The sequence below is a fragment of the Bradyrhizobium sp. SMVTL-02 genome (assembly GCF_051853005.1).
Taxonomy (GTDB): domain Bacteria; phylum Pseudomonadota; class Alphaproteobacteria; order Rhizobiales; family Xanthobacteraceae; genus Bradyrhizobium.
Window position 1 is genome coordinate 4,406,324 of the sequence record NZ_CP182469.1, and the last position, 23,943, is coordinate 4,430,266.

Sequence of the window (23,943 nt, forward strand, 5' to 3'; positions counted from 1 at the left end):
GGTGAGATCGAGTTTGTCGTACAAAAGAGCCCATCGGAAACGAAATTCGCGGCCCCACCGTATCGGCGTCGGCGAACACCCTACGCCATTACGCAATTAAACGTATTGAACCACCATCCCCTTCGGCCCCATCCATCGCCGTCGCGGCGCAATAGGAACCTTTCCGGACGCCGGGAATCTTACAGTCGCAATCGGTCCTTTTTTGCTCGTGGATCGAACGATGGACAAAGCCGTTGCCTATGCCATCTCAGCGCTCCTCGTGGGCTTCGGTGCCTCGATACTGATCGCTGGCCTTTCCTCTGGCTCGCCCGTGCTTTGGACGGTGGTGGCGCTGGTCCCGATCACGATCGGACTCGTAAGCGCTTTTGGTCCGGCGTGAGTCATGGGGAAAATCGGCGATGGGTCAGTGCGCCTGCATTTTCCGAATCGACATTCCGTGGTCGCTCCGCTCATGCGTCGCGTTCAGGGGTGTAGGCGTGAGCCAGTTTCTATCGATGCTGCTGCTAGTGGCCGCCGTCGTTCTCACCGTCTGCTTCGGGGTGGCGGCCTGGCGCGTCTCTGACGAGAAGGATCTCGACGTCACCGGCCAGATCGCGCGCCAGTCCTATGGATGGAAGGCGCTTCCGACCCGGTAACCCTTGCGCTCGCCCTCGGCCGTCACTCGGCTGCCAGAGGGGCCTTACGTTCCAGCGCCTTTGTGTCGCTCCAGCATCGCCAGCTCGACCTGTTCCGCGAGCACGGTCAGATGATTGGCCAGCCGCTCAAACAGCTCGCGCTTGGCTCTGTCGGTCGCAAGATCGCGGATCAGTGCGCACTCGGCCGCGTCCGTGCGCAACTTCTCCAGCTGAGCCTGGTAGTCTTTCATCGCTCACTGCCCGACTGCTACTTTTTCCCGAATAGTTCGACAGGGGAGCTGCAGAGTCAATCCAGCTTGCGGAGGAGGACCTGCCCTCCCCCAAAACGGCGCGAGACAACACGCAAGAAAGGTGTAGGATTCCAGAAAACAGGAGGGAGCGGCATGTTTGAAATCACCGGTTTCGACACGGCAGGCGTCGTCAGCCTCAAGCGGCTGTCACTTGCGGCCGCCCTCAAGAAGGCCAGAGAGCTTGTCGAGGACGGGTGCTGGGACGTTCAGATCGTGGATCCGACCGGCCGGGTCTACACCTCGTTCGAGGAGCAGGCTGCCTAGCCACTCCGCCTTCGCTCTTCGGAAATCGGTCCCATCGGATTGCTGGCGTGGCCTGACAACCCAACCGATTACAGTCGCCTTCAGCTTTCCGGCGCCGGCGCCGCAGTCGGCATGCTCAGCGGAGCTCCGCCAATCGACACCGGCCCGAGGGGCTTCGATTCCCGAGCCAGCCGTTTGCGCATCGCTGCGGACAGTCCATAGCGCGCATTCGCGCGTCGAATGGAGGATGTGACGTCCGACATCATCGTATTTTGCAGCGCGTCGACCTTCGCGATCAGCGTGGAGAGCTGCGAAGATATCTTCCTCACATCGACCCGTTCGTCCGTGATGCTCTGTCGCAGGGACAGCAGCACCATCGAATCCTGCTGCAGCAGGGCTGCATTTTGTTGCAAGGCCTGGTTGTTCTCCTGCAGCGAAGCCGTGTGTTGCTGCTGGGCCGACTGGATATCCTTCAAGGCGGCGACCACCGGATCCGGTTTTGCTGCGGACGATTCCGGACGCGGCAACAGTTCGGCCAACTTGCGGACATTCAGCGACGGAAGCTCGGACGGCCATGTATAGATGGCCGCCGAACCGTTGATGGCGAGTGCGCACACCGAGAGCGCCAGCACCGATTTCCGGCTGGACCGCCTGGTCGGCACCGGAGCTTCGAGAGCTGCGGGTTCGGGGACTGCTGCGGCGGCTGCAAGGGCTGCGGGATCGAGCTGTTCGACAAAGCCTTGCGCTTCGGACGTCCTGGTCATCTGCATTGACCTCGTGAGCGAGCAAAAGGAAGCCGTCGCCGGAACGTCGTCGTGACGCATCCTTTACGCAGCACCCATACACCTGCCTAGAATTGTAAGCTTTTTGGATTAATTCCACGTTAGCGGGCCGGCCGGCGACCCCCGCCGAATACGGGTCCATGCGACGGGATGACCGAGATAGCTGGGGGCTAAGCCGACAATGGGTGTCGCCGCGGCCGACCGAACCGGCTCCGCACGAAGCAGCCTTCGCCGCGGCGGATTTTCCGAAGGTGACAGAATGCCACTGTTTTGCCCGACGGGTCAACCGGCAGCGGGCCGGAAGTATGGCGTCGAACGATGCGACGTGCCGGAGAGAGGTTGAACCTGATGATGGGCCCGGGCCAGCCTTTCCGCCGGCTGCAGAACACATTGCGCCAGCAGCCCTTGGCTACTGTGCATGGGGTTGTTTTCAGATTTCAGGGCGCCCTACCCCTCGTCCAGCGCCTCGAACAACTCCTCCACCCGCTCGAAAGGCGCATCGCGCATCGGGCTGTGATAGACGACGCGGTCGCCGTCGCGCTGGAGCGACTTCCCTCTCGACTTCCGCAACCGCCCGGGCAGGAACGTTGCCGCCACCGCACCGGGGCCGACGTCGAGACGGATGATGCCGCGCCGCTTGCACTCGATCCTGAGCGTGGCCGCGGCGAAGAAGTCGCGGGCGACCTTCGGCAAGGGACCGAAGCGGCGGGAGGTTTCCTCCTCGAGATCCTCGAGATCGTCCTCGTTGCTGCACCGTGCGGCGCGCGCATAGAGCTCGAGCCGCACGGGCTCGGACTGCACATAGGCCTCGGGGAGCATGTCGCCGACCGGCAGGTTGAGGTCGGGCACCCACACCGCGGCACGCTCCTCGTCGACCTTCTCCGAGGCCATTTTCAGCAGGTGGCTGTAGAGCACGGGCCCGAACACCTGGACATGGCCGGATTGCTGCTCCGAGAACAGATCGCCCGCGCCCCGCAGATCCAGGTCGCGCTCGCTGATGGCAAAGCCGGCGCCCGGCCGGCTGAACTCCTCGAGCACGGCCAGCCGCTTCTCGGACTGCCCTGACTCCGTCTCGGTCAGGAGATGGGCGAAGGCGCGGATGCCGCCGCGGCCGACCCGTCCGCGCAGCTGGTGCAGCTGGGCGAGGCCGAACTTCTCGGGCCAGCACACCACAATGGTGTTGGCGCGGGGAATGTCGAGGCCGCTCTCGACGATGTTGGTTGCGAGCAGGACGTCGGCCCTGCCCTCGACGAAGCTCATCATGCGATCGTCGATCTCGTCGGCCGCCAGTCTGCCGTGCAGGCAGACGATGCGGAGGTCCGGTGCCACCGCCTGCACCCGGGCCAGCATCGGATCGAGATCCTGGATGCGCGGGCAGATCAGGAAGCTCTGGCCGTGGCGGCGCTGCTCGCGCAGCAGCGCGGAGGCGATGGCGGCATCCGACAAGGGCGCGATCCTGGTCGCGACCGGAAGCCGGTGCACCGGCGGCGAGGCGATCACGCTGAGGTCGCGGAAGCCGGCAAGTCCGGCAGCAAGCGTCCGCGGAATCGGCGTTGCGCTCATCATGAGCACATGGACGTTCTTGGCGAGGCCGGCGAGCTTTGCCTTCTCGGCCGCGCCGAAATGCTGCTCCTCGTCGATGATGACGAGGCCGAGATCGTCGAACTTCACGTCCTTGGCGGTGAGCGCCTGCGTGCCGACCACGACCTTGATCCGGCCGCTGCGCAGCCCCTCTCTCGTCTCGCGCAGCTCCGCGCCAGAGGTAGCCCGCGACAAATTCCCGACCTCGATGCCGAACGGGGCAAAGCGTTTCCGGAACGTTGCGACATGCTGCCGGGCCAGCACCGTCGTCGGCACCGCGATCGCCACCTGCTTGCCGGACAGCACCACGGCGGCCGCCGCGCGCAGCGCGACTTCCGTCTTGCCGAAGCCGACGTCGCCGCAGACCACCCGGTCCATCGGATGGCCGGAGGCAAGATCATCCAGCACGTCGTGGATCGCCTTGGCCTGGTCGGTCGTCGTGAAATAGGGAAACCGCGCGACGAACTTCTCGTAGGCAGATCCCGGCGGCACCAGCTTTTCCGCGCGCCGCCGACGGCGCTGGCTGATGTGCTTGGCCAGCACCTTGCCGGCGATCTGGATCTCGCGCTCGGCCTCGCTGCGCCGTGCCCACCATGTGCTGCCGTCCGCCTTGTCGAGCGCCAGCTTGCCGAGCTCGGCGGCGTAAGGCCACATCAAGGCGAGATCCGTCGGCGGCACCAGAACCGCATTGTCGCCTGCGAACTTGAGGCGGATCATCTCCCGCATGGCGCCGCCGCCGGTGTTGACGGTCTGCAGGCCGTCGAGCACGGCAAGGCCGCGCTGGAGATGGACCACCACCGTGCCCTGCTCCGGCACATCGGCGTGGTCGAAGGCCGCGCTCCAGGCGCGCGCCATCGGCTGCGCATGATGCGCCCGGCTGCCGAGCACGTCGGATGCCGTCACGACGACGAGAGGCTTTCGCCCCGGCACGACGAAGCCCGCATCGAGATCGGCCAGAAGCGCCGCCTCGCCGCTTCCCCCGCGCGCCGCCTCGTCCCAATCCTCGCAGCGCTGCGCCTTGACGCCGCTCATCCGCTCCATGACGCGCAGATCGTCCTCCTGCGCAGCGACGAGGATCAGTCGCGAACCGGCCCGCCGCGTCTCCTCGACGAAAGCCCGCAGCGCCTTCCTTGCGGAGGTCAGCTTCGAGAATTCGGGCACGGCCGGGAACGATGCGGTCCGCGGCAACACCTTCATGCCCCTGGAGAGCTGCTTCCAGTCGCGGCGTCCGAGATATTCGCGCTCCCGCTCCGCGCGCGGCGCAGCCTCCTCGATCGTATCAAGCCAGCCATCGGCATGCGCCGGGACCCCTGCATCGGCGATCCATTTGGCGCGTCCGCAGTAGTCGAACAGGCTGCCGCGCTTGCCGCCCTTGCCGGCAAAGCCAAGCCGCTCCGACATCGGATCGACCACGAGCTCCTTCGTCTCGAAGATGATGTCGTGCTCTTTCGGATCAAACGCCACGATCCGGTCGATCACGCGATCCGAATGTTCAACGCGGAACGGACCGAGCGCGCCTGCGGGAAATATCTCGAAGGTCTGTCCGTGAAACAGCGCCCCGCCTGGATAGTCCGGCTCGTCGTCGAGATCGTATCCGAGGGCTTCGAGACGGCTCTCGAGGTCCTGCTCGGAAAATGCGCCACCCACCTTCAAGCTGACGCTGAGGCGCAAGAGGCTCGGGGGCGGCGGCAGGCGCTCCATCACCGCTTCCGCGGTCGAGACGAGAAACAGCGGCTTCCTGGATCTTGCGAGGCGCCGCAGCACCGAGGCTCGGCGCCCCGCGAGTTCATGCGAGGGCTCGAGCTGATCGAACGGCAAGGTGTTCAGCCGTGGAAACACCAGCACCTCGCAGGATGGATCGAGCGCGTGAATGACGCTGCCCAGCCGCTCCGCCCTGCTCTCGTTCTCGGCGAGAAACACGATGCCGCTGGGTCCGGACTGCTTCCATTGCGAGAGCAGATGAAGCGCCATCGAACCGAGCGGCGACGAGGACGAGATCGTGGCGCGCTGCGCCCCTTCGCTCTTCCTTGGCGACGCCTTGGTCTTGAGCGATGCTTTGGCTTTGAGCGATGTCCTGGACTTGGGCGATATCCCGGTCTTTGGCGATGCCCTCTTTAGCGATGCCTTGGCCGCCCGCGCCTTCTTTGCAAGCCTCACGTGAATCCGTTTCTGGTCGTAAACCGCCGCCAACTGTACGCGCGCCGCCCGCGTTTCGATTCGGCGACGCGCCGCCATGCATATGGGATTTGCCCGGCGAACGCACGCCTCGCGGCAACGTTCCGTGCATGGAAAGAAGGGAACCGGGACCCCCTCCGCACCTTACAACGCGGCGTCGATCGTGTCTCACTTGAACAACGGCCGATGCGATCGAAGATCGCATCGCCAATACGAAAAACCCCGGCGCTTGGACGCCGGGGCGTTTCGTTGGAAAATGATTTGGTCAGGCAATGACGCTTTCATAGCAGCGAATTGGTGGAGCGCCCGTGAACTGGTTCACACGCCCTGTCAGCGCTGCCGCGGCGGAACGGGGTACCGCGCGGCTCCGGTTTGAGCCAGCGCGAATGCGCACTCAAGGCGGATCTCGAGAAGGTGCTGCCGAGAGATCGCACCGCATTTCTCAATCAGTGCCTGGAGACGATGGCGGCCAAGCAATAGCCTCGCCGCGCGCGTGACGCGAGCATCGCCGACATGCTCGCGCCCGCTGCATCGGCTTTGCGGCAAGCTGGTGGTGAATGCGCAAAAGCCCTTCAGGCTTTCTTCAGACATTTGCGATCAGCTGATGGTCCATTTCCATCAGTCATTGTCGGTCGCGCATGAGTTTCGTCCAGATTCAGTGCACGCGCTGCAAGGTCATGTTCCGCGATCGCGCCATGCGGTTGCAGGACGGCTATTCCCGGCAATGTCCGAGTTGCGAGGTGGTGCTGTATTTCGCCGAGGATTCGCAACACCCTTTCATCAAGCGTGCGATGCGCAGTGCGCGCAAGGCACGCAAGGAGCTGCGCGAGGCCGAGGCGGTAAGGCGCGCCGCGCCGGAGCCGCGCATGGCCCGATCATTCGCCGGGCGGGTGCGAGCGGCGGGACGAGAGGACTAGCTGCGCCGCCGCTTCCTCGGAAACAGGCGATCGCGGATGTAGCGCGAGGTCGGCGTAAGGCGGATGCCGCGCGGCTTCTGCCAGGCGGCGCGGTCGATCTCCTTCTTGTCGCCGATTGCCAGCCTGCCCTTGGCGCCCTTGGCGATGAAGATCGCGTCGCTCATCTTCCGGCCGGAGCGCTTGTTCCTGGCCTTCACTTCCTTCCACAGGCTGATCCGGCCGAGCTTCAGCTTGGGCAGCTCCTCCTTGATCTCCCGCCGCAGGCAGTCCTTCTGGGACTCGCGCGCGCGTTTGCGGCCGCCCGGGAACATCCACAGTCCGTCCGACCGGCGTCTGACCAACAATACCTTGCCGCGCTTGGCGGCAACCAGCTTGGAAGACTTCGCCATTGCTGTCGCAATCGAGAATAGAATCGTCCGCGATCGTAACTTGTCTAATTGCATAGACAAGTTCGGGGCGCCTCTTGATCAAAGGCTGCGAGATCACCCGTCGCCGGCGCCCGCTGCTGTGTCCTCCGTCCTGATCCAGGCCATCATCATCTCCCAAGCCACCGACAGGATGATCGGCCCGATGAACAGGCCGACGATGCCATGGGCAAGCGTGCCGCCGATCACGCCGACGAAGATGACGATGGTCGGCGTGGTCAGGCCGCGCCCCATCACCAGCGGCTTCAGCATGGTGTCGATGAAGCCGACCAGGACCAGAAACACCGTCAGCACCAACGCCGTGGTGACGTCCTTGGCGGTCCAGATCCAGATGATGACAGGCAGCAGCACGAGGAAGGCGCCGATCTGCACGATCGAGAGCAGCAGCACGATGAAGGCGAGCAGACCCGCGCTCGGCACGGCCGCAAGCTTGAAGCCGATGCCGGCCAGCAGCGCCTGCACGATCGCAACGCCGATCACGCCTTGCGCCACGGCGCGGATCGTCGCACCGGCGAGCGACAGGAAATGCTCGGTCTGCTCGGGCACGATGCGAAACAGGAAACCGCGGCCGGCCGCCACCAGCCGCGGCCCATGCGGGAACAGGAAGCCGGCCACGAATACCGAGACCAGAAACTGGAGCGTACCGACGCCGGCATCGCCCGCCAGCGACAGCAGCGGCCCCGCCAGCGGCTGAAGATACGGCGCCACTTCGCGCAGCACTGCGCGGATGTTGGTGTAGGCCTGGTCCCAGAGCTCATAGAGCCAGGGGCCGACCAGCGGCCACGATTTGAGCTGCTCCGGCGCCGACTGCAGCGCGAGGTCGCCGGTGCCGAGCTGGTGCGCGAGCTCGCGCACGCCGTCCACCGCGCTGATGCCAAGCCAGGTCGCCGGGCCGATGACGATACCGAGCGTGATGAGGGTGAGGATCGCCGCCGCAGTCTTGGGACGTCCCCCGAGGACTTTGGCGACCCAGCTGAAGGCCGGATAGAACGCAACCGCAAGCACCCCGCTCCAGGCCAGGATCGGCACGAACGGCCGGATGATCAGAAAGGTCCAGATGATCAGCAGGGCAAGCAAGCCAAGCCGGATCACGAGCTGGATGATGTCCTCTCCCGTGAGGAGCTGACGGAGGCTTTTCACGGGCACGACCTTCCTTGCGGCATCGACGCGGGTTCCGGCACTTGCACCGGCCGTTATTGCCAGCCCCGGGCCGGGCGTCAAGACGACCGCCGTTCGCTTCGGACCCGCCGACCGCCGGATCAGGAACGCATCGGCCGAAAAGCATTCCGTGACAATGCCGAGCCGCGCCCGAGCGCCCGATCAGCATGCGGGAATTCACCGCGGCGGCCGCTTTTCGATCAAGCCAAACGGCACTCCCGGCTATTGGGGCCATGCCTACGCTATCGATGACAAGGTCCGCACCGGCCGGGTGCAAAGCAGGCTGCCGTTGCTCGCCATCCGGCGCGTCCATCGACCGCGACATGCGGCCGGGTCGGACCGAGCAGTGACATCGGCGCGGTTTGGCTAACGGCGATTAACCGGATTTCCCCTGACAGGTTTACGCCGATGCAAACGCCCGTCTCTACCCTGCAGCGAGGTCCCAGGAAACATTCTGTGCAATGGCCAACAGCATCTGGACGATCGAAGAATTCACCTGCACCGGTTGCAGCATGAACTACACCGCGACAAGGGAAGAACATGCCGAAGCGCATGTCGGCAACTTCAAGTGCAACATCTGCAGCAGCGTGGTGCACAGCTGGTCCGGCAAGCATCACTTCTTCGGCTGGCAGGCGGTGAAGACGAAGCCGCCGGTGTTCGGACGCCGCTGGGCGGGCGTGGAGTGGTAGGCTGAAGACGGCCATTGCGGTCTGCACGAACGATGGCTTCTGCTGGTCTGCGGAGCAAGCTACAATTGCCTCCCCGCAACTGATGCCGACACGCGATGACCGCTCCTTTCATTCCGCAGATCGCCCTGTATCGCAACTGGCTGGCCGAGCAGCGCGGCCTGTCCTTCGCGAGCTACGAGGACATGCGGCAATGGTCGGTGCGCGACCTCGACGCCTTCTGGCGCAGCATCTGGGACTACTACGACCTGCAATCGCCGACGCCGTTTGCGGGCGTCATCACCGAGCGCAAGATGCCGGGCGCGGTCTGGTTTCCGGGTGCGCAGGTTAACTACGCCCGGCAGGTGTTCCGGCATGTCCAGGCGGCCGATGCCGCCGGCCTGACCGCGATCGTCAGCAGCGGCGAAGACGGCAAGCTCAGGGAAACCAGCTGGCCGGAGCTGCGGTGCAACGCCGCGGCGCTCGCGTTGCATCTGAAGGAGAAAGGCGTCAAGCCGGGCGACCGCGTCGCAGCCTATCTGCCCAACATCCCTGAGACCATCATCGGTTTTCTCGCCAGCGCCAGCATCGGTGCGGTCTGGAGCGTCTGCGCGCCCGACATGGCCGCGCCCGCCGTGATCGACCGTTTCAAGCAGATCGAGCCGAAAGTGCTGATCGCCTGCGACGCCGTCACCTATGCCGGCCGGCGCCACGATCGGCACGATGTGCTGGCCGAACTGCGAGCATCGCTTCCCACCGTCGAGCACGTCATCCTGCACAGCGAGGCCCAAGCGCCTGCCGCGCCGGACGCCCTGCTCACCGACATCCTGGCCAGGACGGGCGCGGCGATCGACGCGTTCGAGCCGATGTGGCTGCCATTCGATCATCCGCTCTGGATCGTCTATTCCAGCGGCACCACCGGCCTGCCGAAACCGATCGTGCACGGCCATGGCGGCATCGTCATCGTGGTGCTGGCGCTGCTCGGCCTGCACAACGACATCGGCTGCTCCTATCACCCGAACTCGTTCGGCGAGCGCTATCACTGGTACTCTTCGACCGGCTGGATCATGTGGAACAGCCAGGTCGGCGGCCTGCTCAGCGGCACCACCTGCTGCATCTTCGACGGCAGCCCCGGCGGCAGCAGGGACAAGCCGGACTGGACCACGCTGTGGCGCTTCGTGGCGCAGGCGAAAGCGACCTTCTTCGGCGCCGGCGCGGCGTTCTTCGCCAACTGCGCCAAGGCCGAGATCGACCTTGCCGCCGCCGGCGACCTGTCGCTGCTGCGCTGCCTCGGCTCGACCGGCTCGCCGCTCAGCGCCGACACGCAGGCCTGGTTCAACGCGCGCTTCGCAGCTCTGTCGAAGACCAACGGCAGCAAGGCGCAGGCCGACATTTGGTGGGCCAACATCTCCGGCGGCACCGACTTCGCCGGCGCCTTCATCGGCGGCAATCGCCAACTGCCGCAGACGCCGGGCGCGATGCAGTGCCGTCTGCTCGGCGCGGCCGTCGAAGCCTTCAACGAACAGGGGCGTGCCGTCATGGACGAGGTCGGCGAACTCGTCTGCACCGAGCCGATGCCGTCGATGCCGCTCTATTTCTGGAACGACAAGGACTGCGCGCGCTACCGCGCCAGCTATTTCGAGACCTATCCGGATAATTTCGACGGCAGCGGCCGCGGGCCGGTGTGGCGGCACGGCGACTGGCTCAAGGTCAATCCCGACGGCTCTTGCATCATCTATGGCCGCAGCGACGCCACCATCAACCGGCATGGCCTGCGCATGGGCACGAGCGAGCTCTATTCCGCGATCGAGGCGCTGCCGGAGGTGCTCGATAGCCTCGTCGTCGACCTCGAATATCTCGGCCGGGACAGCTACATGCCGCTGTTCGTCGTGCTGCGCGAGGGCGTCGCACTCGACGCCCCGATGCAGGCCAAGATCAACAAGGCGATCGAGGCTGGCCTATCACGCCGCTTCTTGCCGAATGAGATCTTCGCAGTCGCCGAGATCCCGCGCACGCTGTCGGGCAAGAAGCAGGAGCTGCCGATCAAGAAGCTGTTGCTCGGCCAGCCCGTCGAGAAAGTCATCAACAAGGAGGCGATGGCCAACCCGGGCTGCCTCGACTGGTACCTCGCCTTCGCCCGCGACTATCTGGCGCGAACCGCCGCGTAGCTTTGATCAGCCTCCGCCGAAATTGGAGGGATCGAGATTTCTGTTCTCCGACGGCGGGATCGGCGGCCACCCGGGAAACTTGTACCAACCGGGCGGCACCGGCGCGTCCTCGGACGGACGGATGACCACGGGATGGTGCGTGCGGGCGTGATGCGCCGGCGCGGCGGCGGCGGCCGCCGCGCATGCCGACATCAAGAGGATCACAATCGGGACAGACCGCATCACGTGGGCTCCAGTCGTTCACCCAGGCTGGCATGTGGTGCGGGAACCATGCTGCGCCCACGCGTGAGCGCCGTCACGACCGGTCACAACGGCGGCACCAGACCATGCGAACGATCGGCCCAATTGCGCCGATACCGTTTGCACTCCGTTCACCGATCGCCGCTAGATCAGGAGGAATTCACAGCGACGAACCACGGAAATGGCCGAACTCAACGCCGTCCTTGCCCGTCTCAACGATCGCCTGCTCCGCCTCGAGGGCGAGTTGTTCGTGCTGCGCTCGCTGGCGCGCGCGACGCTGACCGCAGGCGACGATCATGCCGAGCGCATGCGCAAGCTGGTCGAAGCCGCCAAAGTCGCGCTCGACGACGAGGCGCAACGGCCGCTGGACAAGCCGACACGGAGGTATGTCGAGGCCGCGAGCGCCATGGTCGAGGAGCTACTGGTCGAGCCGACCAAGGCCCGACCGCTGTTCACGGTGATCGATGGCGGCAAATCCTCCTAAGGCGTCCTAGCGCAGGTACATGCCGGGCGCGCGTGCGCCGTTCGGAAAGCACTGTCCGTTCGAATAATTGTAGTCGTAGCCATCAGGACAGCGGCCGCCACGGCCATAGTACTCGGGACCGTCGTAGTTGCCTCGATAGTAGCCCCTCCCTCGGTAGGTCGGCTGGGGGGCCGTGTAGTAACCCGGCGCGTGATAGTCGTTCGGATAGCAGCGGCCGTTCGAGTGGTTGAAATCATAACCATCCGGACATTGCCCGCCCGGCCCGCCTCTGAACTGGACCTGTTCCACCATCGGCTCCGGCGATGCCGCAGGCACGCTTGCAAACGCAATCAGGCCGGCCAGCGCGAGTTCAATCATAACGACTCTCCAATGATGGGGGACGAACCCGGCAGGATTCGCACCCCACGAAACGATCTGCCGATTGACGCATGGGCGGGCTGAACCCTGCATGAACCGGAATTGGGCTGCGACAACGCGTCGTATCCCGGCCCTTGCGACAAGTCCCCCTGGTCAGATCGCCGTGGAATTCGTCGCCTTCAGCCGGCTGAGACCCGCCTCGATGATCGCGATCTCTTCGTCGATCTGGCCGATCGACACGCTGAAATCGTAGCCGGACCTGCTCTTCAAATCGACCGCGAGCCGCTGCCTGTGCATCATCAGTGCGTCGAGTCCGCGACGGTTCTTCAGACGCACATAGGCGTCCACGATCTGCTCAATCGCGCTCGGCATGAAATCGGTCCCGGCGAAAAGGCCCGCGCGGCGCACCCACGCGGGCGGGAGATATTCGGTGTCGCGGTACGCAATACAAATCCGCGACGGATTGGTCGATACGACAAGCTGGTTGAGAACGTATTACCGTGAGATGATTTCGTGACGCACGGCATGAAAAAGCCGCTGGCATTTGCGCCAGCGGCTACAGCCGGGTTCGAAAATGGATCCGGATTGAAATGTGGCCAGCCCCGGTTGATATGTTCTAGCGGCAGACGGGGATCGCTTCGGTTCGGAATGAAACACAGGAACCGCATGACGCGATCTGCCGTCCGACCGTGGCCGCCTGGCAACGCTGGCAAAAACATGTTCGCGGCGATTGCGATAGGCGCTGTAGCGGTAGTAACGGCCGATAGGGGTAACCGCGGTAGATCGTAGGCGGCTCCTCGCCATAATAGGCGCCGTGGTAGAAATTGTAGGGCAGCCCTTCAGGACAGCGATAGGCATCCCAGGTGGGGCGCAATCAGCGTCGCACTCGCTCCAGACAGCTGCAATGGGCCATGGAGGGCACCGGAACGACCGGCTGCGCAATCTTGGAAATCAGCGTGTCCCGCCGCCCGGCGCATTGTTGATAACCGCCGCAAACGGCCCGCAGCTGGTGACAGGGCGCCCGGACGTGTTATCGGGTATGACGCAGTTGCGAGACGGATCGGACCCCATGCGCATTACCCTCGTCGGTTCCCGCCATTTCGGTGTGACCACCCTGAACATGCTCCGGGAGCACAGCGTCTCGATCGTACGGGTCGTCGTGGCGGACGCCGAGGATCGCCTGGCCGCGGCGGCCAAGGCCGCCGGCATCGAGGTCGTGGTGCAGGCCAATCCGAAGCTGGTGGTGGCTTCCGAGATCGCTCCCGACACAGATCTGATCATCACGGCGCATAGCCATGCCCGGATCGGCAAGGACGCGCTCGCTGCCGCCACGTATGGCGGGATCGGCTACCACCCCTCGTTGCTGCCGCGTCACCGCGGCAAGGCCGCCGTGGAATGGACCATCAAGGAAGGCGATCCGATCGCCGGCGGCACCATCTATCATCTCGCCGACCGCATGGATGCCGGCGCCATCGCCGCGCAGGACTGGTGCTTCGTCAAGAAGGGCGAGACCGCCCGCGAACTCTGGGAGCGTGCGCTCGCCCCGCTCGGGCTCAAATTGCTGGCCGACGTGATCGATTATATCAAGGTTCACAAGGCGCTGCCGTCGAGGGTCCAGGACGAACAGTTCGCGACCTCGGCGCCAAGCCTCTGCTGAGTCTTTGCCCTCAGTCTCTGCCGGCGTTTACCCTTAACGTGAGCGGGCCTTGATTCTGCTTTGAAAATTGGAGTCGAGAACGCAAATAAACCATTGTTTCCACAGGAACAATTTTCCATTTGGCATCGCAACAAATTTCCGTCACATTTCGTCCGAATAAGCGTCAGCATATCAGACAAATTCAAGGACGGAATTCATGCGTTTTGCTCGCATCGCGGCGTTCTGTGCCGCTTCAGTTTTCGCCGGCACCCTCGCCGCTCCCGCCATGGCCCAGAGCCCCTATGACGGCAACTGGCAGGTCACCATCGTGACCAAGAGCGGCTCGTGCGAGCCGACCGCGAGCTCGATGCTGACGGTTGCCGACGGCAAGATCACCGCGCCCGGCGCTAACGTTTCCGGGACCATCGGCAGCGGGGGACTTGTGAAAGTTTCGATCAATGGTGCATATGCCAATGGTCAACTCAACGGCAACGCCGGATCGGGGAAGTGGAATGGAGCATCTGCAGGCATACCGTGCAGCGGGCGGTGGGAAGCGTCGCGCCAATAAACCAATCGAGGCTCGCGCCCGGAACCGGCGGCTGCTGATGGCGGCCGCCGTTTTGTTTGCAGCGGGGATCATCAACTCTGAAAGCAAGGCCCAGTCCGGCCCGTTCGCCCCGATGGCGGGCAGCTGGAGCGGCGGCGGCACCGTCACATTGGATGACGGTTCGAGCGAACGGATCCGCTGCCGGGCCAAATACGCTCCGATCGGACCCACCATGGAGCTGTCGCTGACCTGCGCCAGTGACGCCTACAAGTTCAACCTCGCGGCCAACGTCAGGGCCGAGGGCAGCGCCATCACCGGCAGCTGGTCCGAGGCCAGTCGCAACATCTCCGGTGCGCTCCAGGGCCGCGGCGGCGGCGGAAACTTCGAGGTGGTCGCCTCCACCGCCGGCTTCAACGCCAACATCGCGCTCAAAACCAGCGGCAACAAGCAGACCGTCACAATCCGCGCGGACAGCCAGTTCCGCGGCGCGAACATCTCGCTGTCGAAGTAAGACAATAAGTGATGCGACAATCGATCCGGCCTCGCCGGGTCGATTTTTTTATGTGCCAGGGAGGAACGCGGTGACCTCGATCTCGACCTTGGCCCGCTCGTCCACGAGGCCGCCGATATAGAGCAGCGTCGAAGGCGGAAAATTGCGCCCGAGCGTCTGCTTCCAGGCCGCACCGATGCCAGGACCTGCGGCCTGGTATTCGCTGCGGCTGGTCAGATACCAAGTCAAGCGTACGATGTGCTCGGGGCCCGCGCCGGCTTCCCCGAGAAGCTTGACGATCCGCTTGAGGGCGGTCGCCACTTGCGCCGCCATGTCGGGCGCATAATTGCCCGCCTCGTCGCCGCCGGTCTGGCCGGCGAGCACCACCCAGCGGCCTGGCCCCTCGACCACGACACCATGGGAAAAGCCGCGTGGTTTTTGCCATTCGGCCGGCTGCAAGATGCGCATGGGCAATGTCTCCGCATTTTTCTCGTTGTTCGATGATGCATTAACATGCCGCCCTGCATCGCTGCATCCGCAGATTTGGCGGTTGCAAACGGCGATGATGTCGCGGATACCGGCCGTCCCTTCGGATTCCACCCTTCCGCATCCACTGCAATGAGCACGACACCGTCCAAAACGATGGCTGCACTGTGGATGGCCGGCTGGCTGTCGCTGATGCTGATCATGGCGGTGGCCGGGCGCGAGACCACACGCGAGCTCAACGTCTTCGAGATCATGGAGATCCGATCGCTGGCGGGCTTCGTCCTGCTGGCGCCGATCATCTGTCGCGCCGGAGGCTTCAAGGTGCTCAGGACATCGCGGCTGCAGCACCACGTCGCGCGCAACCTGGTTCACTATGTCGCCCAGCTCGGCTGGTTCTTTGCGCTGACGCTGATCCCGATCGGCCAGGTCGTCGCGATCGAGTTCACCATGCCTATCTGGACCGCAATCCTCGCGGCGAGCTTCCTCTCCGAGCACATGACGCCGTGGAAGATCGCCGCCATCGTGCTCGGCCTCGTCGGTGTGATCGTGATCGTGCGGCCGGCCACCGGCGAGATCAATCCGGGCCAGCTCATCGCGCTCGGGGCCGCCATGGGGTTCGGCGTGTCGATGGCGCTGGTCAAATCGTTGACCCGCACCGAAAGCGCGCTCTCGATCCTGTTCTGGATGCTGGTGGTGCAGTCGGTCGCGGGCTTCGTGCCGACGCTGCTGGTCTGGATCTGGCCGTCGGCCTACGCCTGGGCCTGGGTCGGCGTGATCGCCGTCTGCGGCACCTTCTCGCACTACTGCCTTGCCAGCGCGATGCGCTATGCCGATGCGACGATCGTGGTTCCCATGGACTTCCTCCGGGTTCCGCTGACAGCAACCGCAGGCTGGCTGCTGTATTCGGAGCGGCTCGACGCCTGGACGGTCCTCGGCGCGGCGCTGATCCTGTGCGGCAATCTCCTGAACCGAAGCCGGCGCCGGTTCCCGCTCGCGCGCAGTGAACCTCGCGCCGCCTCACGCGACAAAACGAAGTCGCCGTGTGATTCGGATCACGTTGGAGAGCCTCTCCCTCGTGCACATTCGGCCACACAGCAGCGGGTTGGACGCGACGTACCGCCGTTTTGGTGGTGCGAAGTCGGGCACTTCGTGTAGGTTCGCCGCCGATTTGTTGCTGCCTGCAATTCGATTCTGGGGATTTCAGAATGCGCTATCTCACCCTGCTCGCCTCGCTCGTATGCGTGGCACTGTCGGTTAGTGCCGCGAAGGCCGACCGTCGCGTCGCCTTCGTCGTCGGCAACGGCTCCTACAAGAACGTCGCGCAATTGCCGAACCCGCCCATCGATGCCAAGGCGATGGCATCCACGCTGCGCAATGTCGGCTTCGAGGTGATCGAGGGCTCCAATCTCTCCCGCGACCAAATGACGGAGAAGCTGCTCGACTTCGGCCGCAAGGCGCAGGGCTCCGATATCGCGCTGTTCTATTATGCCGGCCACGGCATCGCCGTCGGCGGCACCAACTATCTGCTGCCTGTCGATGCCGACATCAAGTCGGAGATGGACGTCAAGCTGGGGGCCGCCATCAACATCGACCTGACGCTCGAGCAGACCATGGGCGATGCCAAGGTCAAGCTCGTCTTCCTCGACGCCTGCCGCGACAATCCGTTCGCCGCCAAGATCAAGTCGAACTCGGCGACCCGCAGCGTCAACGTGCAGAGCGGTCTGGCCGAGATGAAGTCCGGCGAAGGCACGCTGATCGCGTTCGCGACTGGCCCGGGCCAGACCGCGCTTGATGGCCAGGAGGGCAACAACAGCCCGTTCACCCGCGCACTGATCGACAACATCACCAGGCCCGGCGTCGAGATCCAGCAGGCGATGACGTCGGTCCGCGCCCAGGTCAATGAAGAGACCCACAAGGGCCAGCTGCCCTGGGGCCATACCAACCTGATCGGCGCCGTCTATCTCAATCAGGCACCGACGACCCAAGTCGCCAATGCGGCACCGACAGCCGCTGGTAGCGTCCCCGTGGCGGCCGGCGGCAGCTCGGATGGCGTCGAGCTCGAATACTGGCGCTCGGTGAAGGAGTCGAACAAGCCGGAAGAGCTCAACGCCTACCTCACCGCCTATCCCAACGGCCAGTTCAAGGCGCTGGCGCTGGCGCGGCTTGCCGCGATCAAGAGCGGACCGTCGACGACGACCCGCACCCTCAATGCCGGCGTCGATCCCGCAGCCTTCACCGATGAGGCCTCTCAGCTCACCGAGGACCAGATCGGCCTCGACAAGAACCAGCGTCGCGACGTGCAGCGTCGCCTCACCGGGCTCGGCTTCGACACCAAGCAGACGGGCGTATTCAGCGACGAGACCCGCGCGGTGCTCAAGCGCTGGCAGGCCGCACGCGGCTATCCCGCCTCCGGCTATCTCAACAAGCCCCAGCACAAGGCCCTGCTCTCGGAAGTCGCGGCCACACCGCCAACGGCGAGCGACAACAGCCAGAAGGCGGCCCGGCGCGCCAGTACCCCCGCGCCCGGCAGCGCGCCGGCACCGGCGCCCCAACAACGCAGCAGCCCGGGCGATGCGGCCGGTGCGGCCTTCGTGGGTGGCGTCGTCGGCGGCATGATGGGCGGCATGTTCCGCCGGTGAGCCATGACGGCAGCGTCAAAAGCGAAAGCCCGGCTCACGCCGAGCTTTTTCGTTGGTGCGGACGGCGTCGCAGCATACTCCGTCATTGCGAGGAGCCCTTGCTACGAAGCAATTGAGGCTATCCCCGCGGAAAGATTCTGGACTCGCGGAGCTGTCATCGGGCCGCGCTTCGCGCGGACCCGTTGGCTCGCAATGACGAGTTCTCTTACTTCCCCGCCGCCTTTCGCAGCGCTTCGTTGATGCGGTCCTGCCAACCGGGGCCGCCCTCCTGGAAGAACTCCAGCACGTCCTGGTCGATGCGCAGCGTGACCTGCTCCTTGATGCCGGGAACGGCGTTCTGCTTTGGCGGCGCCGCGGCGACCTTGGCCGTCACCTTCTTGAACGCCGCCTCGGCCTCGGTCCTGGCATCGCCAAGCGTGCGTGGCCGCCTCGGTTGATCCGCCATATCCTAGATTCCCTCGAACAGAGCCGTCGAAAGATACCGCTCCGAGAAGGACGGCACGATCGCCAAAATGGTCTTTCCCGCAGCTTCCGGCCGCTTGCCGATCTGGAGCGCGGCTGCGATCGCCGCGCCCGAGGAGATGCCGCCCGGAATGCCCTCATGCCGCGCCAGCGCGCGCGAGGTCTCGATCGCGGTGGTCGAGTTGATCTTCACGATCTCGTCGATCACCGAGCGGTCGAGGATATCAGGCACGAAGCCTGCGCCGATGCCCTGGATCTTGTGCGGCGTATGCTGGCCGCCTGACAACACGGGGCTCTCCTCCGGCTCGACCGCGATCATCCGTAGCGAGGGCTTGCGCGGCTTCAGCACCTGGCCGACGCCGGTGATGGTGCCGCCGGTGCCGACGCCGGCAACGAAGAAGTCGATACTGCCGCCGGTGTCGTTCCAGATCTCCTCGGCGGTGGTGCGGCGGTGGACCTCGGGATTGGCGAGATTCTTGAACTGCTGCGGCATCACCGAGTTCGGCGTCGTCTTCAGGAGCTCCTCGGCGGCGGCGATCGCGCCCTTCATGCCTTGCGCGGCCGGGGTCAGCACCAGCTCGGCGCCGAGAAAGGCCAGCATCTTGCGCCGTTCGATCGACATGGATTCCGGCATCACCAGCTTAAGCCGGTAACCGCGCGAAGCCGCCACGAAGGCAAGCGCAATGCCGGTATTGCCGGAGGTCGGCTCGATCAGCACGGTGTCGGGCTTGATGATGCCGGCCTTCTCCATGGCAATGATCATGGCCGCACCGATGCGGTCCTTCACGCTCGCGGCCGGATTGAAATATTCAAGTTTTGCCAAAATCGTCGCGTTCACCCCGTCCTGGCCCGGCAGGCGTCGCAAGCGCACGATCGGCGTGTCGCCAAAAGCCTCGACGATTGAATCGTAGATCCGGCCGCGGCCGGGTTGGTGCGCTGCACTCGTTTTGGACGATGCGTCCATCATGAACTCCCTTTGGCGATAATTTTGACCGCTGTCGCAGCTGTTCCGCAGTTACAGACAGCTTGCGGCGACGCGCAAGCGGCAATCACGTGATCCGGCCGGCCGATGCGCCCATCTGCAGAAGGCACGAGTTTACCGCGCCGCCGGCTGCCGCTGTCAATCTGTTCACGATTGACATGCTGAACTGCCGGACCAGCGTCCAGCCTTCCGATCATCGCTTGTGCCTTAGCCAAATACCCTCCCGACAGGCGGCGTCCGTTGCGGGCGGCGGGAGCGCAGAGAACGCCTGATGCATCAACGGATCGCCTTCATCGATACACTGCGCGGCGTCGCCGTCTTGCCGGGGGTGGTTCAGCATGCGCTCGAGGTGATCGTGCGGGAACACCCGACCGGCGCGTACCGTTCGATCTTCCACCACGCGATCGGCTACTACATGAATTTCGGCCGGTTCGGCGTCGCGCTGTTCTTTTTCGTCAGCGGCTTTGCCATTCCCTTCAGTTGTTCCGCCGGCGCGTCCCCCCGGCTCGCCTTCGTCGCCGAGGTCGTGACATCCTCGATCCTTGTCGGCTGGATGACATAATCTCTCGTCGAGAAACCCTGGATTTCGCGCGCAGACTCCGCCACAGCAAGCCGGTGGCGCTTGAGCCTGCTCTCGGCCGGCAAAGTGCGGCGCAGTAGTGGCGCGCCATGAGGCGTGAAGCAGCGCAGCGAAGTATCGCAATGCACACGGATTCTTTGCGCTGCGGTACCGAGGGCGCGAAACAAGTCAGGAGTCACGTCGTGGTGACGGCAATTTTATAAAAGCCAGCGCATTTGTGTTGCGACCTCGTCAAGTACTTCTGCTTATGTTAGACTTACGTCTTAATCAAGCAGGGAGGTCACCGCGATGTCAGCAGTTGCTGAAGTGATGTCGACCGTCGCGCTGAACCGCGATCCGCGTTGCAGCGATTTGCCCACCTGTCCCGTCTGCGCCGACTCCATGGTGGCCGCCGAAGCATCTGCCTACGTCTCGGACCACATGATCAGCTATCTCTGGACGTGCGACAATTGCGGCTACGGTTTCGTGACCAAGCATGCCGTCAAGCAGCGGATCGTCTGCAATTGACGTATCAGCGCGGGGCGATATCGCCCCTCGCCCAATCCTCGCGCGTACGCTGATAGAACTCGTCGAACGTTCCGCGTGCGACAGCGTCCCTGATGCCCTGCATCAGGGACTGGTAGTAAGCGATATTGATCTCGGACAGCAGCATCGCCCCCAGCGTCTCGCCCGCCTTGACGAGATGGTGAAGATAGGCGCGCGCATAGTTGCGCGTCGACGGCCATGAGCTCTCTTCATCGAGCGGGCGCGGATCGTCGGCGTGGCGCGCGTTGCGCAAATTCACCTGACCGAAGCGCGTGAAGGCCACACCATGCCGGCCATTGCGCGTCGGCATCACGCAATCGAACATGTCGATGCCGCGCTTCACCGCTTCGAGGATGTCGTCGGGCGTGCCGACGCCCATGAGGTAGCGCGGCCGCTCTTTCGGCAGCATCGGCGCGGTCTCGTCGAGCATGGCCAGCATCACCTCCTGCGGCTCGCCGACCGCAAGACCGCCGATCGCATAGCCGTGGAATCCGATCTCGACGAGGCCTCGAGCGCTCGCATGACGAAGCTGCGGGATGTCACCGCCCTGCACGATGCCGAACAGCATGTAGCCGTCGGGCGCGCTCTCGAAGGCGCGCTTGGAGCGCTCGGCCCAGCGCAGCGACAGGCGCATCGCGCGGTCGATGTCGTCGCGCTCGGCGGGCAGCCGCACGCATTCGTCCATTTGCATGGCGATGTCCGAGCCGAGGAAGCGCTGCACCTCGATCGAGCGCTCCGGCGACAGCTCGACCTTGGCGCCGTCGATATGCGAGCGGAAGGTGACGGCGTGCTCGCTGACCTTGCGCAGGTCAGCCAGCGACATCACCTGGAAGCCGCCGGAATCCGTCAGCATCGGCCCATTCCAGCCGGTGAACCGCTGCAAGCCGCCGAGGGCTCCGATCCGCTCCGCGCCGGGGCGCAGCATCAAATGATAGGTGTTGCCGAGCACGATGTCGGCGCCTGCCTCGCGCACCTCGCGCCAGTGCATGCCCTTCATGGCGCCGGCGGTGCCGACCGGCATGAAGGCCGGGGTCCGCACCACGCCGTGCGGCGTGGTCAGGCGGCCGGTCCGCGCGGCGCCATCGGCGGCGAGCAGCTTGAAATGATTGGGAAGGTCGGTGTCGGGACGATTCATGGCCGTGCTTATTGCGTGCCGGGCGAGGCCGATCAACCCGCCCGAACCCCAGGATGCCGTCGGACTGGGACAGATTTGACGCGGACTTCATGTTCCGCTCGGCTTGCCAAATAAAACGATACAGTTTAGTTTTAACGCGGGGCTGAACGAGATGCCGCGGTGAATGTTCCGGCGGCCGTATTTGTGTGATCGCCAGCCGCCGACAATGCCCTCCGCCTCATGTTCGACCGAAACGTCCGGCCCTTCGCCTGACCGGATATGGCAGACCGCCGCCCGCCTGACCGGACTTCTGGTCCTTGCCTTAAGTCTGGCGCTCGGCGCGTGCACCTCCCTGCCCCGCACGCCCTATACCGCCGCCGAGGCCGGTGCCTCGCGCGTGCTCGATATCGACGGGCTCCGCCGCTACGCCGACGAGCCGGTCACGAAGTTCAGCTTCGAGAAGGACACCGGCACCGCGACGAAAACCTATCTGGCGCTCTCCGGCGGCGGCGCCGATGGCGCCTACGGCGTCGGCGTGCTCAACGGGTGGACCGCAGCCAGAACCCGCCCCACCTTCTCGGTCGTCTCGGGCGTCAGCACCGGCGGCCTGATCGCGCCGTTTGCATTTCTCGGCTCCCAATATGACGACACGCTGAAGGAGGTCTACACCAGCGGAATCGCGGAGAGCCTCCTGAACGATCCCAGCATCATGCGCGTGCTGTTCGGCTCCGGCCTGTTCGGCAATACGCGGCTGCGCGAGCTGGTCGCTCGCTATGTCGGGCCGGAGATCATGGCACAGGTCGCGCGTGAGAACGCCAAGGGTCGCAGGCTGCTGATCGTGACGACCGATCTCGACACCCAGCGCACCGCGATCTGGGATATGGGCAAGATCGCGGCTGTGGGCACGCCCGAGGCGCTCAAGCTGTTTCGCGACGTGATGGCGGCTTCCGCCAGCATTCCCCTGGTGTTTCCGCCGATCATGATCGACGCCGAAGGCCAGGGCCGCCGGTTTCAGGAGATGCATGTCGATGGCGGCGTGACGGCGCCGGTCTTGACGCTGCCCGACGCGCTGCTGTTCCAGGGCAGTCGCCTGCCCGGCAATGCGAAGATGGAAATCTACATCCTCGTCAACAAGAAGATCGAACGCAACTTCGAGCTCGTCTCCAACAGCACCATCGACGTGGCCTCGCGCAGCCTGTCGGCGATCACCCAGTCGCAGACCCGCTCGATCATCTTCTCGACCTATGATTTCGCCAGGCGCAACCGGCTCGGCTTCCATCTCTCCTACATCGCGCGCGACTATCCGGCGCCCCCATCGGAAGGATTCGACACCGGCTATATGCGAGCGCTTTATCAGTACGGATATGAGAAGGCCGCGTCGGGCGAGGCCTGGACTTCGACGCTGCCGTGACGCGGGTGACGGAACGGCGTCTTATCGAAACCGTTGACGATACGGCCAATTCGGCCAGATTCGCGATGACGCCCCGGCTCCTGCGCGATATAGAGCGAATGACAGGCAACGCGCAGGAATCATTGGGCATGGGATTGACTGCGACCAGATCACGATCGGCAGCGCCACGGCGCGAGGTGCCGAAATCGCGCGGCGGACGGCCGACCAAGACCGCCGCGATCGAGCGCGACCAGCGGCTGATCGAGGTCGCCACCCGCCTGTTCCTCGACCGCGGCTTTGACGCCACCTCGCTCGATGCGGTCGCGGAAGCGGCGCGGGTGAGCAAGCCGACCGTCTATTCCCGCTACGGCGACAAGCGCGGCCTGTTTGCGGCCGTGCTGAGGCGCGAGATCGCGCGCTGGCTTGCACCGCTGTCGGCTGCGGCGGAAACGCAGCTCTCCAGCGCCTCGGACATTTCGGTCGAGCAGCGGCTGGTCGAGATCGGCCGCGAGATGCTGACCTTCACCTGCGGGCCCGATGCCGTCGCCTTCAGCCGCATGATGACGTCACAGGCCATCAACTTCCCCGACGTCGCCAAGCTCGGCAAGGAGGAAGGCTGGCTCAAGGCCGTTGCCACCACGGCGCGCTTCTTCGATCATTTGGTGGCGCAAGGCGCGCTGCACATCGAAGACACCACCATCGCAGCCGAGGTGTTTCTCGACGTCGTCGTCGGTCACACCCACCGCATGGCGACATTCGGAACGGCGCTTGAGATGAAGTCCGCGGAAAAGCGGATGCGCACCGCGATCAAGCTGTTCCTTGTCGGTGCGCTTGGCCCCGCCGATCGCGTCAAGGACGTCGGCAAGGGCCCGCGGCGGCGCCGCTCCCCCCGCTGACAATTCCGTGAGCTGGCGATCTTTCCCCAAGGGGCCGGCGCAACCGCATTGACCAAAACAAAACGATACGGTATGG

28 protein-coding genes and 1 pseudogene are annotated in these 23,943 nt (G+C 64.6%); 16 read left to right on the plus strand and 13 right to left on the minus strand.

Annotated elements, in window-relative coordinates:
- The first annotated feature begins 220 nt into the window (after positions 1 to 220).
- Together ACNJYB_RS20760 and ACNJYB_RS20765 are read left to right on the plus strand one after the other, a co-directional pair.
- Complete coding sequence (locus ACNJYB_RS20760) at positions 221 to 379, plus strand: hypothetical protein (protein ID WP_439368159.1); 159 nt, start codon at positions 221 to 223, stop codon at positions 377 to 379.
- Positions 380 to 476: 97 nt separating this feature from the next.
- On the plus strand, positions 477 to 635 hold the full coding sequence (locus ACNJYB_RS20765) for a hypothetical protein (protein ID WP_439368160.1): 159 nt from the start codon (positions 477 to 479) through the stop codon (positions 633 to 635).
- Between the two features lie 44 nt (positions 636 to 679).
- On the opposite strand, the gene ACNJYB_RS20770 is transcribed toward ACNJYB_RS20765, so the two are convergent.
- Complete coding sequence (locus ACNJYB_RS20770; protein ID WP_439368161.1) at positions 680 to 865, minus strand: hypothetical protein; 186 nt, start codon at positions 863 to 865, stop codon at positions 680 to 682.
- Between the two features lie 153 nt (positions 866 to 1,018).
- Here ACNJYB_RS20770 and ACNJYB_RS20775 point away from each other — a divergent pair, with 153 nt between their 5' ends.
- Entirely contained in the window at positions 1,019 to 1,189 is a 171-nt protein-coding gene (locus ACNJYB_RS20775; protein ID WP_439368162.1) for a hypothetical protein, read from the plus strand.
- 80 nt (positions 1,190 to 1,269) lie between these two features.
- On the opposite strand, the gene ACNJYB_RS20780 is transcribed toward ACNJYB_RS20775, so the two are convergent.
- From ACNJYB_RS20780 to ACNJYB_RS20790, 3 genes are all read right to left on the minus strand, one after another.
- Positions 1,270 to 1,938 carry a hypothetical protein gene (locus tag ACNJYB_RS20780; protein WP_439375608.1) on the minus strand — a complete coding sequence of 223 codons (669 nt, stop codon included), beginning with the start codon at positions 1,936 to 1,938 and terminating at the stop codon, positions 1,270 to 1,272.
- Between the two features lie 459 nt (positions 1,939 to 2,397).
- A complete protein-coding gene (locus ACNJYB_RS20785; protein ID WP_439375609.1) occupies positions 2,398 to 5,502 on the minus strand; it encodes a DEAD/DEAH box helicase in 3,105 nt (1,034 codons plus the stop codon).
- A 534-nt stretch (positions 5,503 to 6,036) separates the two neighbouring features.
- Positions 6,037 to 6,297 (minus strand): hypothetical protein, encoded by a 261-nt coding sequence (locus tag ACNJYB_RS20790; protein WP_439375794.1) that lies wholly within the window; start codon positions 6,295 to 6,297, stop codon positions 6,037 to 6,039.
- Between the two features lie 47 nt (positions 6,298 to 6,344).
- Between ACNJYB_RS20790 and ACNJYB_RS20795 the strand changes: the two genes are divergently transcribed.
- Positions 6,345 to 6,623 (plus strand): hypothetical protein, encoded by a 279-nt coding sequence (locus ACNJYB_RS20795; RefSeq protein WP_439368164.1) that lies wholly within the window; start codon positions 6,345 to 6,347, stop codon positions 6,621 to 6,623.
- On the opposite strand, the gene ACNJYB_RS20800 is transcribed toward ACNJYB_RS20795, so the two are convergent.
- Together ACNJYB_RS20800 and ACNJYB_RS20805 are read right to left on the minus strand one after the other, a co-directional pair.
- Positions 6,620 to 7,012 carry an NUDIX hydrolase gene (locus ACNJYB_RS20800; RefSeq protein WP_439368165.1) on the minus strand — a complete coding sequence of 131 codons (393 nt, stop codon included), beginning with the start codon at positions 7,010 to 7,012 and terminating at the stop codon, positions 6,620 to 6,622. The genes ACNJYB_RS20795 and ACNJYB_RS20800 overlap by 4 nt on opposite strands.
- 93 nt (positions 7,013 to 7,105) lie before the next feature.
- The gene (locus ACNJYB_RS20805) at positions 7,106 to 8,194 is read right to left on the minus strand and encodes an AI-2E family transporter (protein ID WP_439368166.1); all 1,089 of its coding nucleotides are present in this window, start codon (positions 8,192 to 8,194) and stop codon (positions 7,106 to 7,108) included.
- Positions 8,195 to 8,667: 473 nt separating this feature from the next.
- Between ACNJYB_RS20805 and ACNJYB_RS20810 the strand changes: the two genes are divergently transcribed.
- Positions 8,668 to 8,895, plus strand: coding sequence for a hypothetical protein (locus ACNJYB_RS20810; RefSeq protein ID WP_439368167.1), 228 nt, complete (start codon positions 8,668 to 8,670; stop codon positions 8,893 to 8,895).
- A gap of 95 nt (positions 8,896 to 8,990) precedes the next feature.
- Positions 8,991 to 11,039, plus strand: coding sequence for an acetoacetate--CoA ligase (locus tag ACNJYB_RS20815; protein WP_439368169.1), 2,049 nt, complete (start codon positions 8,991 to 8,993; stop codon positions 11,037 to 11,039).
- A 6-nt stretch (positions 11,040 to 11,045) separates the two neighbouring features.
- Here ACNJYB_RS20815 and ACNJYB_RS20820 read toward each other — a convergent pair whose 3' ends face one another.
- Complete coding sequence (locus ACNJYB_RS20820) at positions 11,046 to 11,261, minus strand: hypothetical protein (protein ID WP_439368170.1); 216 nt, start codon at positions 11,259 to 11,261, stop codon at positions 11,046 to 11,048.
- A gap of 199 nt (positions 11,262 to 11,460) precedes the next feature.
- On the opposite strand from ACNJYB_RS20820, the gene ACNJYB_RS20825 reads away from it, so the two are divergent.
- Positions 11,461 to 11,763, plus strand: a complete 303-nt coding sequence (locus ACNJYB_RS20825) for a hypothetical protein (RefSeq protein ID WP_439368172.1) — start codon at positions 11,461 to 11,463, stop codon at positions 11,761 to 11,763.
- Between the two features lie 6 nt (positions 11,764 to 11,769).
- Here ACNJYB_RS20825 and ACNJYB_RS20830 read toward each other — a convergent pair whose 3' ends face one another.
- The gene (locus ACNJYB_RS20830) at positions 11,770 to 12,120 is read right to left on the minus strand and encodes a hypothetical protein (protein ID WP_439368173.1); all 351 of its coding nucleotides are present in this window, start codon (positions 12,118 to 12,120) and stop codon (positions 11,770 to 11,772) included.
- Between the two features lie 153 nt (positions 12,121 to 12,273).
- Positions 12,274 to 12,492: a hypothetical protein gene (locus ACNJYB_RS20835; RefSeq protein WP_439368174.1), complete on the minus strand. Its 219-nt coding sequence runs from the start codon at positions 12,490 to 12,492 to the stop codon at positions 12,274 to 12,276.
- A gap of 697 nt (positions 12,493 to 13,189) precedes the next feature.
- Between ACNJYB_RS20835 and ACNJYB_RS20840 the strand changes: the two genes are divergently transcribed.
- From ACNJYB_RS20840 to ACNJYB_RS20850, 3 genes are all read left to right on the plus strand, one after another.
- Positions 13,190 to 13,777: a formyltransferase family protein gene (locus ACNJYB_RS20840; protein ID WP_439368175.1), complete on the plus strand. Its 588-nt coding sequence runs from the start codon at positions 13,190 to 13,192 to the stop codon at positions 13,775 to 13,777.
- A 196-nt stretch (positions 13,778 to 13,973) separates the two neighbouring features.
- Positions 13,974 to 14,324, plus strand: coding sequence for a hypothetical protein (locus tag ACNJYB_RS20845; protein WP_439368176.1), 351 nt, complete (start codon positions 13,974 to 13,976; stop codon positions 14,322 to 14,324).
- Positions 14,269 to 14,814, plus strand: a complete 546-nt coding sequence (locus ACNJYB_RS20850) for a hypothetical protein (protein WP_439368177.1) — start codon at positions 14,269 to 14,271, stop codon at positions 14,812 to 14,814. The genes ACNJYB_RS20845 and ACNJYB_RS20850 overlap by 56 nt, the downstream gene beginning before the upstream one ends.
- A 48-nt stretch (positions 14,815 to 14,862) precedes the next feature.
- Here the strand turns inward: ACNJYB_RS20850 and ACNJYB_RS20855 are convergent, their stop codons facing one another.
- Positions 14,863 to 15,261, minus strand: coding sequence for a RidA family protein (locus ACNJYB_RS20855; protein ID WP_439368178.1), 399 nt, complete (start codon positions 15,259 to 15,261; stop codon positions 14,863 to 14,865).
- A 150-nt stretch (positions 15,262 to 15,411) separates the two neighbouring features.
- Between ACNJYB_RS20855 and ACNJYB_RS20860 the strand changes: the two are divergent.
- Both ACNJYB_RS20860 and ACNJYB_RS20865 read left to right on the plus strand, forming a co-directional pair.
- Positions 15,412 to 16,283 (plus strand): annotated as a pseudogene (locus ACNJYB_RS20860) (DMT family transporter).
- 201 nt (positions 16,284 to 16,484) lie between these two features.
- Entirely contained in the window at positions 16,485 to 17,918 is a 1,434-nt protein-coding gene (locus ACNJYB_RS20865) for a caspase family protein (protein ID WP_439368179.1), read from the plus strand.
- A gap of 205 nt (positions 17,919 to 18,123) precedes the next feature.
- On the opposite strand, the gene ACNJYB_RS20870 is transcribed toward ACNJYB_RS20865, so the two are convergent.
- Positions 18,124 to 18,363, minus strand: coding sequence for a BrnA antitoxin family protein (locus tag ACNJYB_RS20870; RefSeq protein WP_027575366.1), 240 nt, complete (start codon positions 18,361 to 18,363; stop codon positions 18,124 to 18,126).
- Between the two features lie 3 nt (positions 18,364 to 18,366).
- Complete coding sequence (cysK, locus tag ACNJYB_RS20875) at positions 18,367 to 19,344, minus strand: cysteine synthase A (RefSeq protein ID WP_439368180.1); 978 nt, start codon at positions 19,342 to 19,344, stop codon at positions 18,367 to 18,369.
- Between the two features lie 289 nt (positions 19,345 to 19,633).
- Here cysK and ACNJYB_RS20880 point away from each other — a divergent pair, with 289 nt between their 5' ends.
- Complete coding sequence (locus tag ACNJYB_RS20880) at positions 19,634 to 19,924, plus strand: heparan-alpha-glucosaminide N-acetyltransferase domain-containing protein (protein ID WP_439368181.1); 291 nt, start codon at positions 19,634 to 19,636, stop codon at positions 19,922 to 19,924.
- A 306-nt stretch (positions 19,925 to 20,230) separates the two neighbouring features.
- Complete coding sequence (locus tag ACNJYB_RS20885; RefSeq protein WP_439368182.1) at positions 20,231 to 20,449, plus strand: hypothetical protein; 219 nt, start codon at positions 20,231 to 20,233, stop codon at positions 20,447 to 20,449.
- A 4-nt stretch (positions 20,450 to 20,453) separates the two neighbouring features.
- Here ACNJYB_RS20885 and tgt read toward each other — a convergent pair whose 3' ends face one another.
- On the minus strand, positions 20,454 to 21,602 hold the full coding sequence (tgt, locus tag ACNJYB_RS20890) for a tRNA guanosine(34) transglycosylase Tgt (protein WP_439368183.1): 1,149 nt from the start codon (positions 21,600 to 21,602) through the stop codon (positions 20,454 to 20,456).
- A 205-nt stretch (positions 21,603 to 21,807) separates the two neighbouring features.
- Here tgt and ACNJYB_RS20895 point away from each other — a divergent pair, with 205 nt between their 5' ends.
- Both ACNJYB_RS20895 and ACNJYB_RS20900 read left to right on the plus strand, forming a co-directional pair.
- Positions 21,808 to 22,992 carry a patatin-like phospholipase family protein gene (locus ACNJYB_RS20895; RefSeq protein ID WP_439368184.1) on the plus strand — a complete coding sequence of 395 codons (1,185 nt, stop codon included), beginning with the start codon at positions 21,808 to 21,810 and terminating at the stop codon, positions 22,990 to 22,992.
- 128 nt (positions 22,993 to 23,120) lie between these two features.
- The gene (locus ACNJYB_RS20900) at positions 23,121 to 23,867 is read left to right on the plus strand and encodes a TetR/AcrR family transcriptional regulator (RefSeq protein WP_439368185.1); all 747 of its coding nucleotides are present in this window, start codon (positions 23,121 to 23,123) and stop codon (positions 23,865 to 23,867) included.
- Positions 23,868 to 23,943 lie beyond the last annotated feature (76 nt).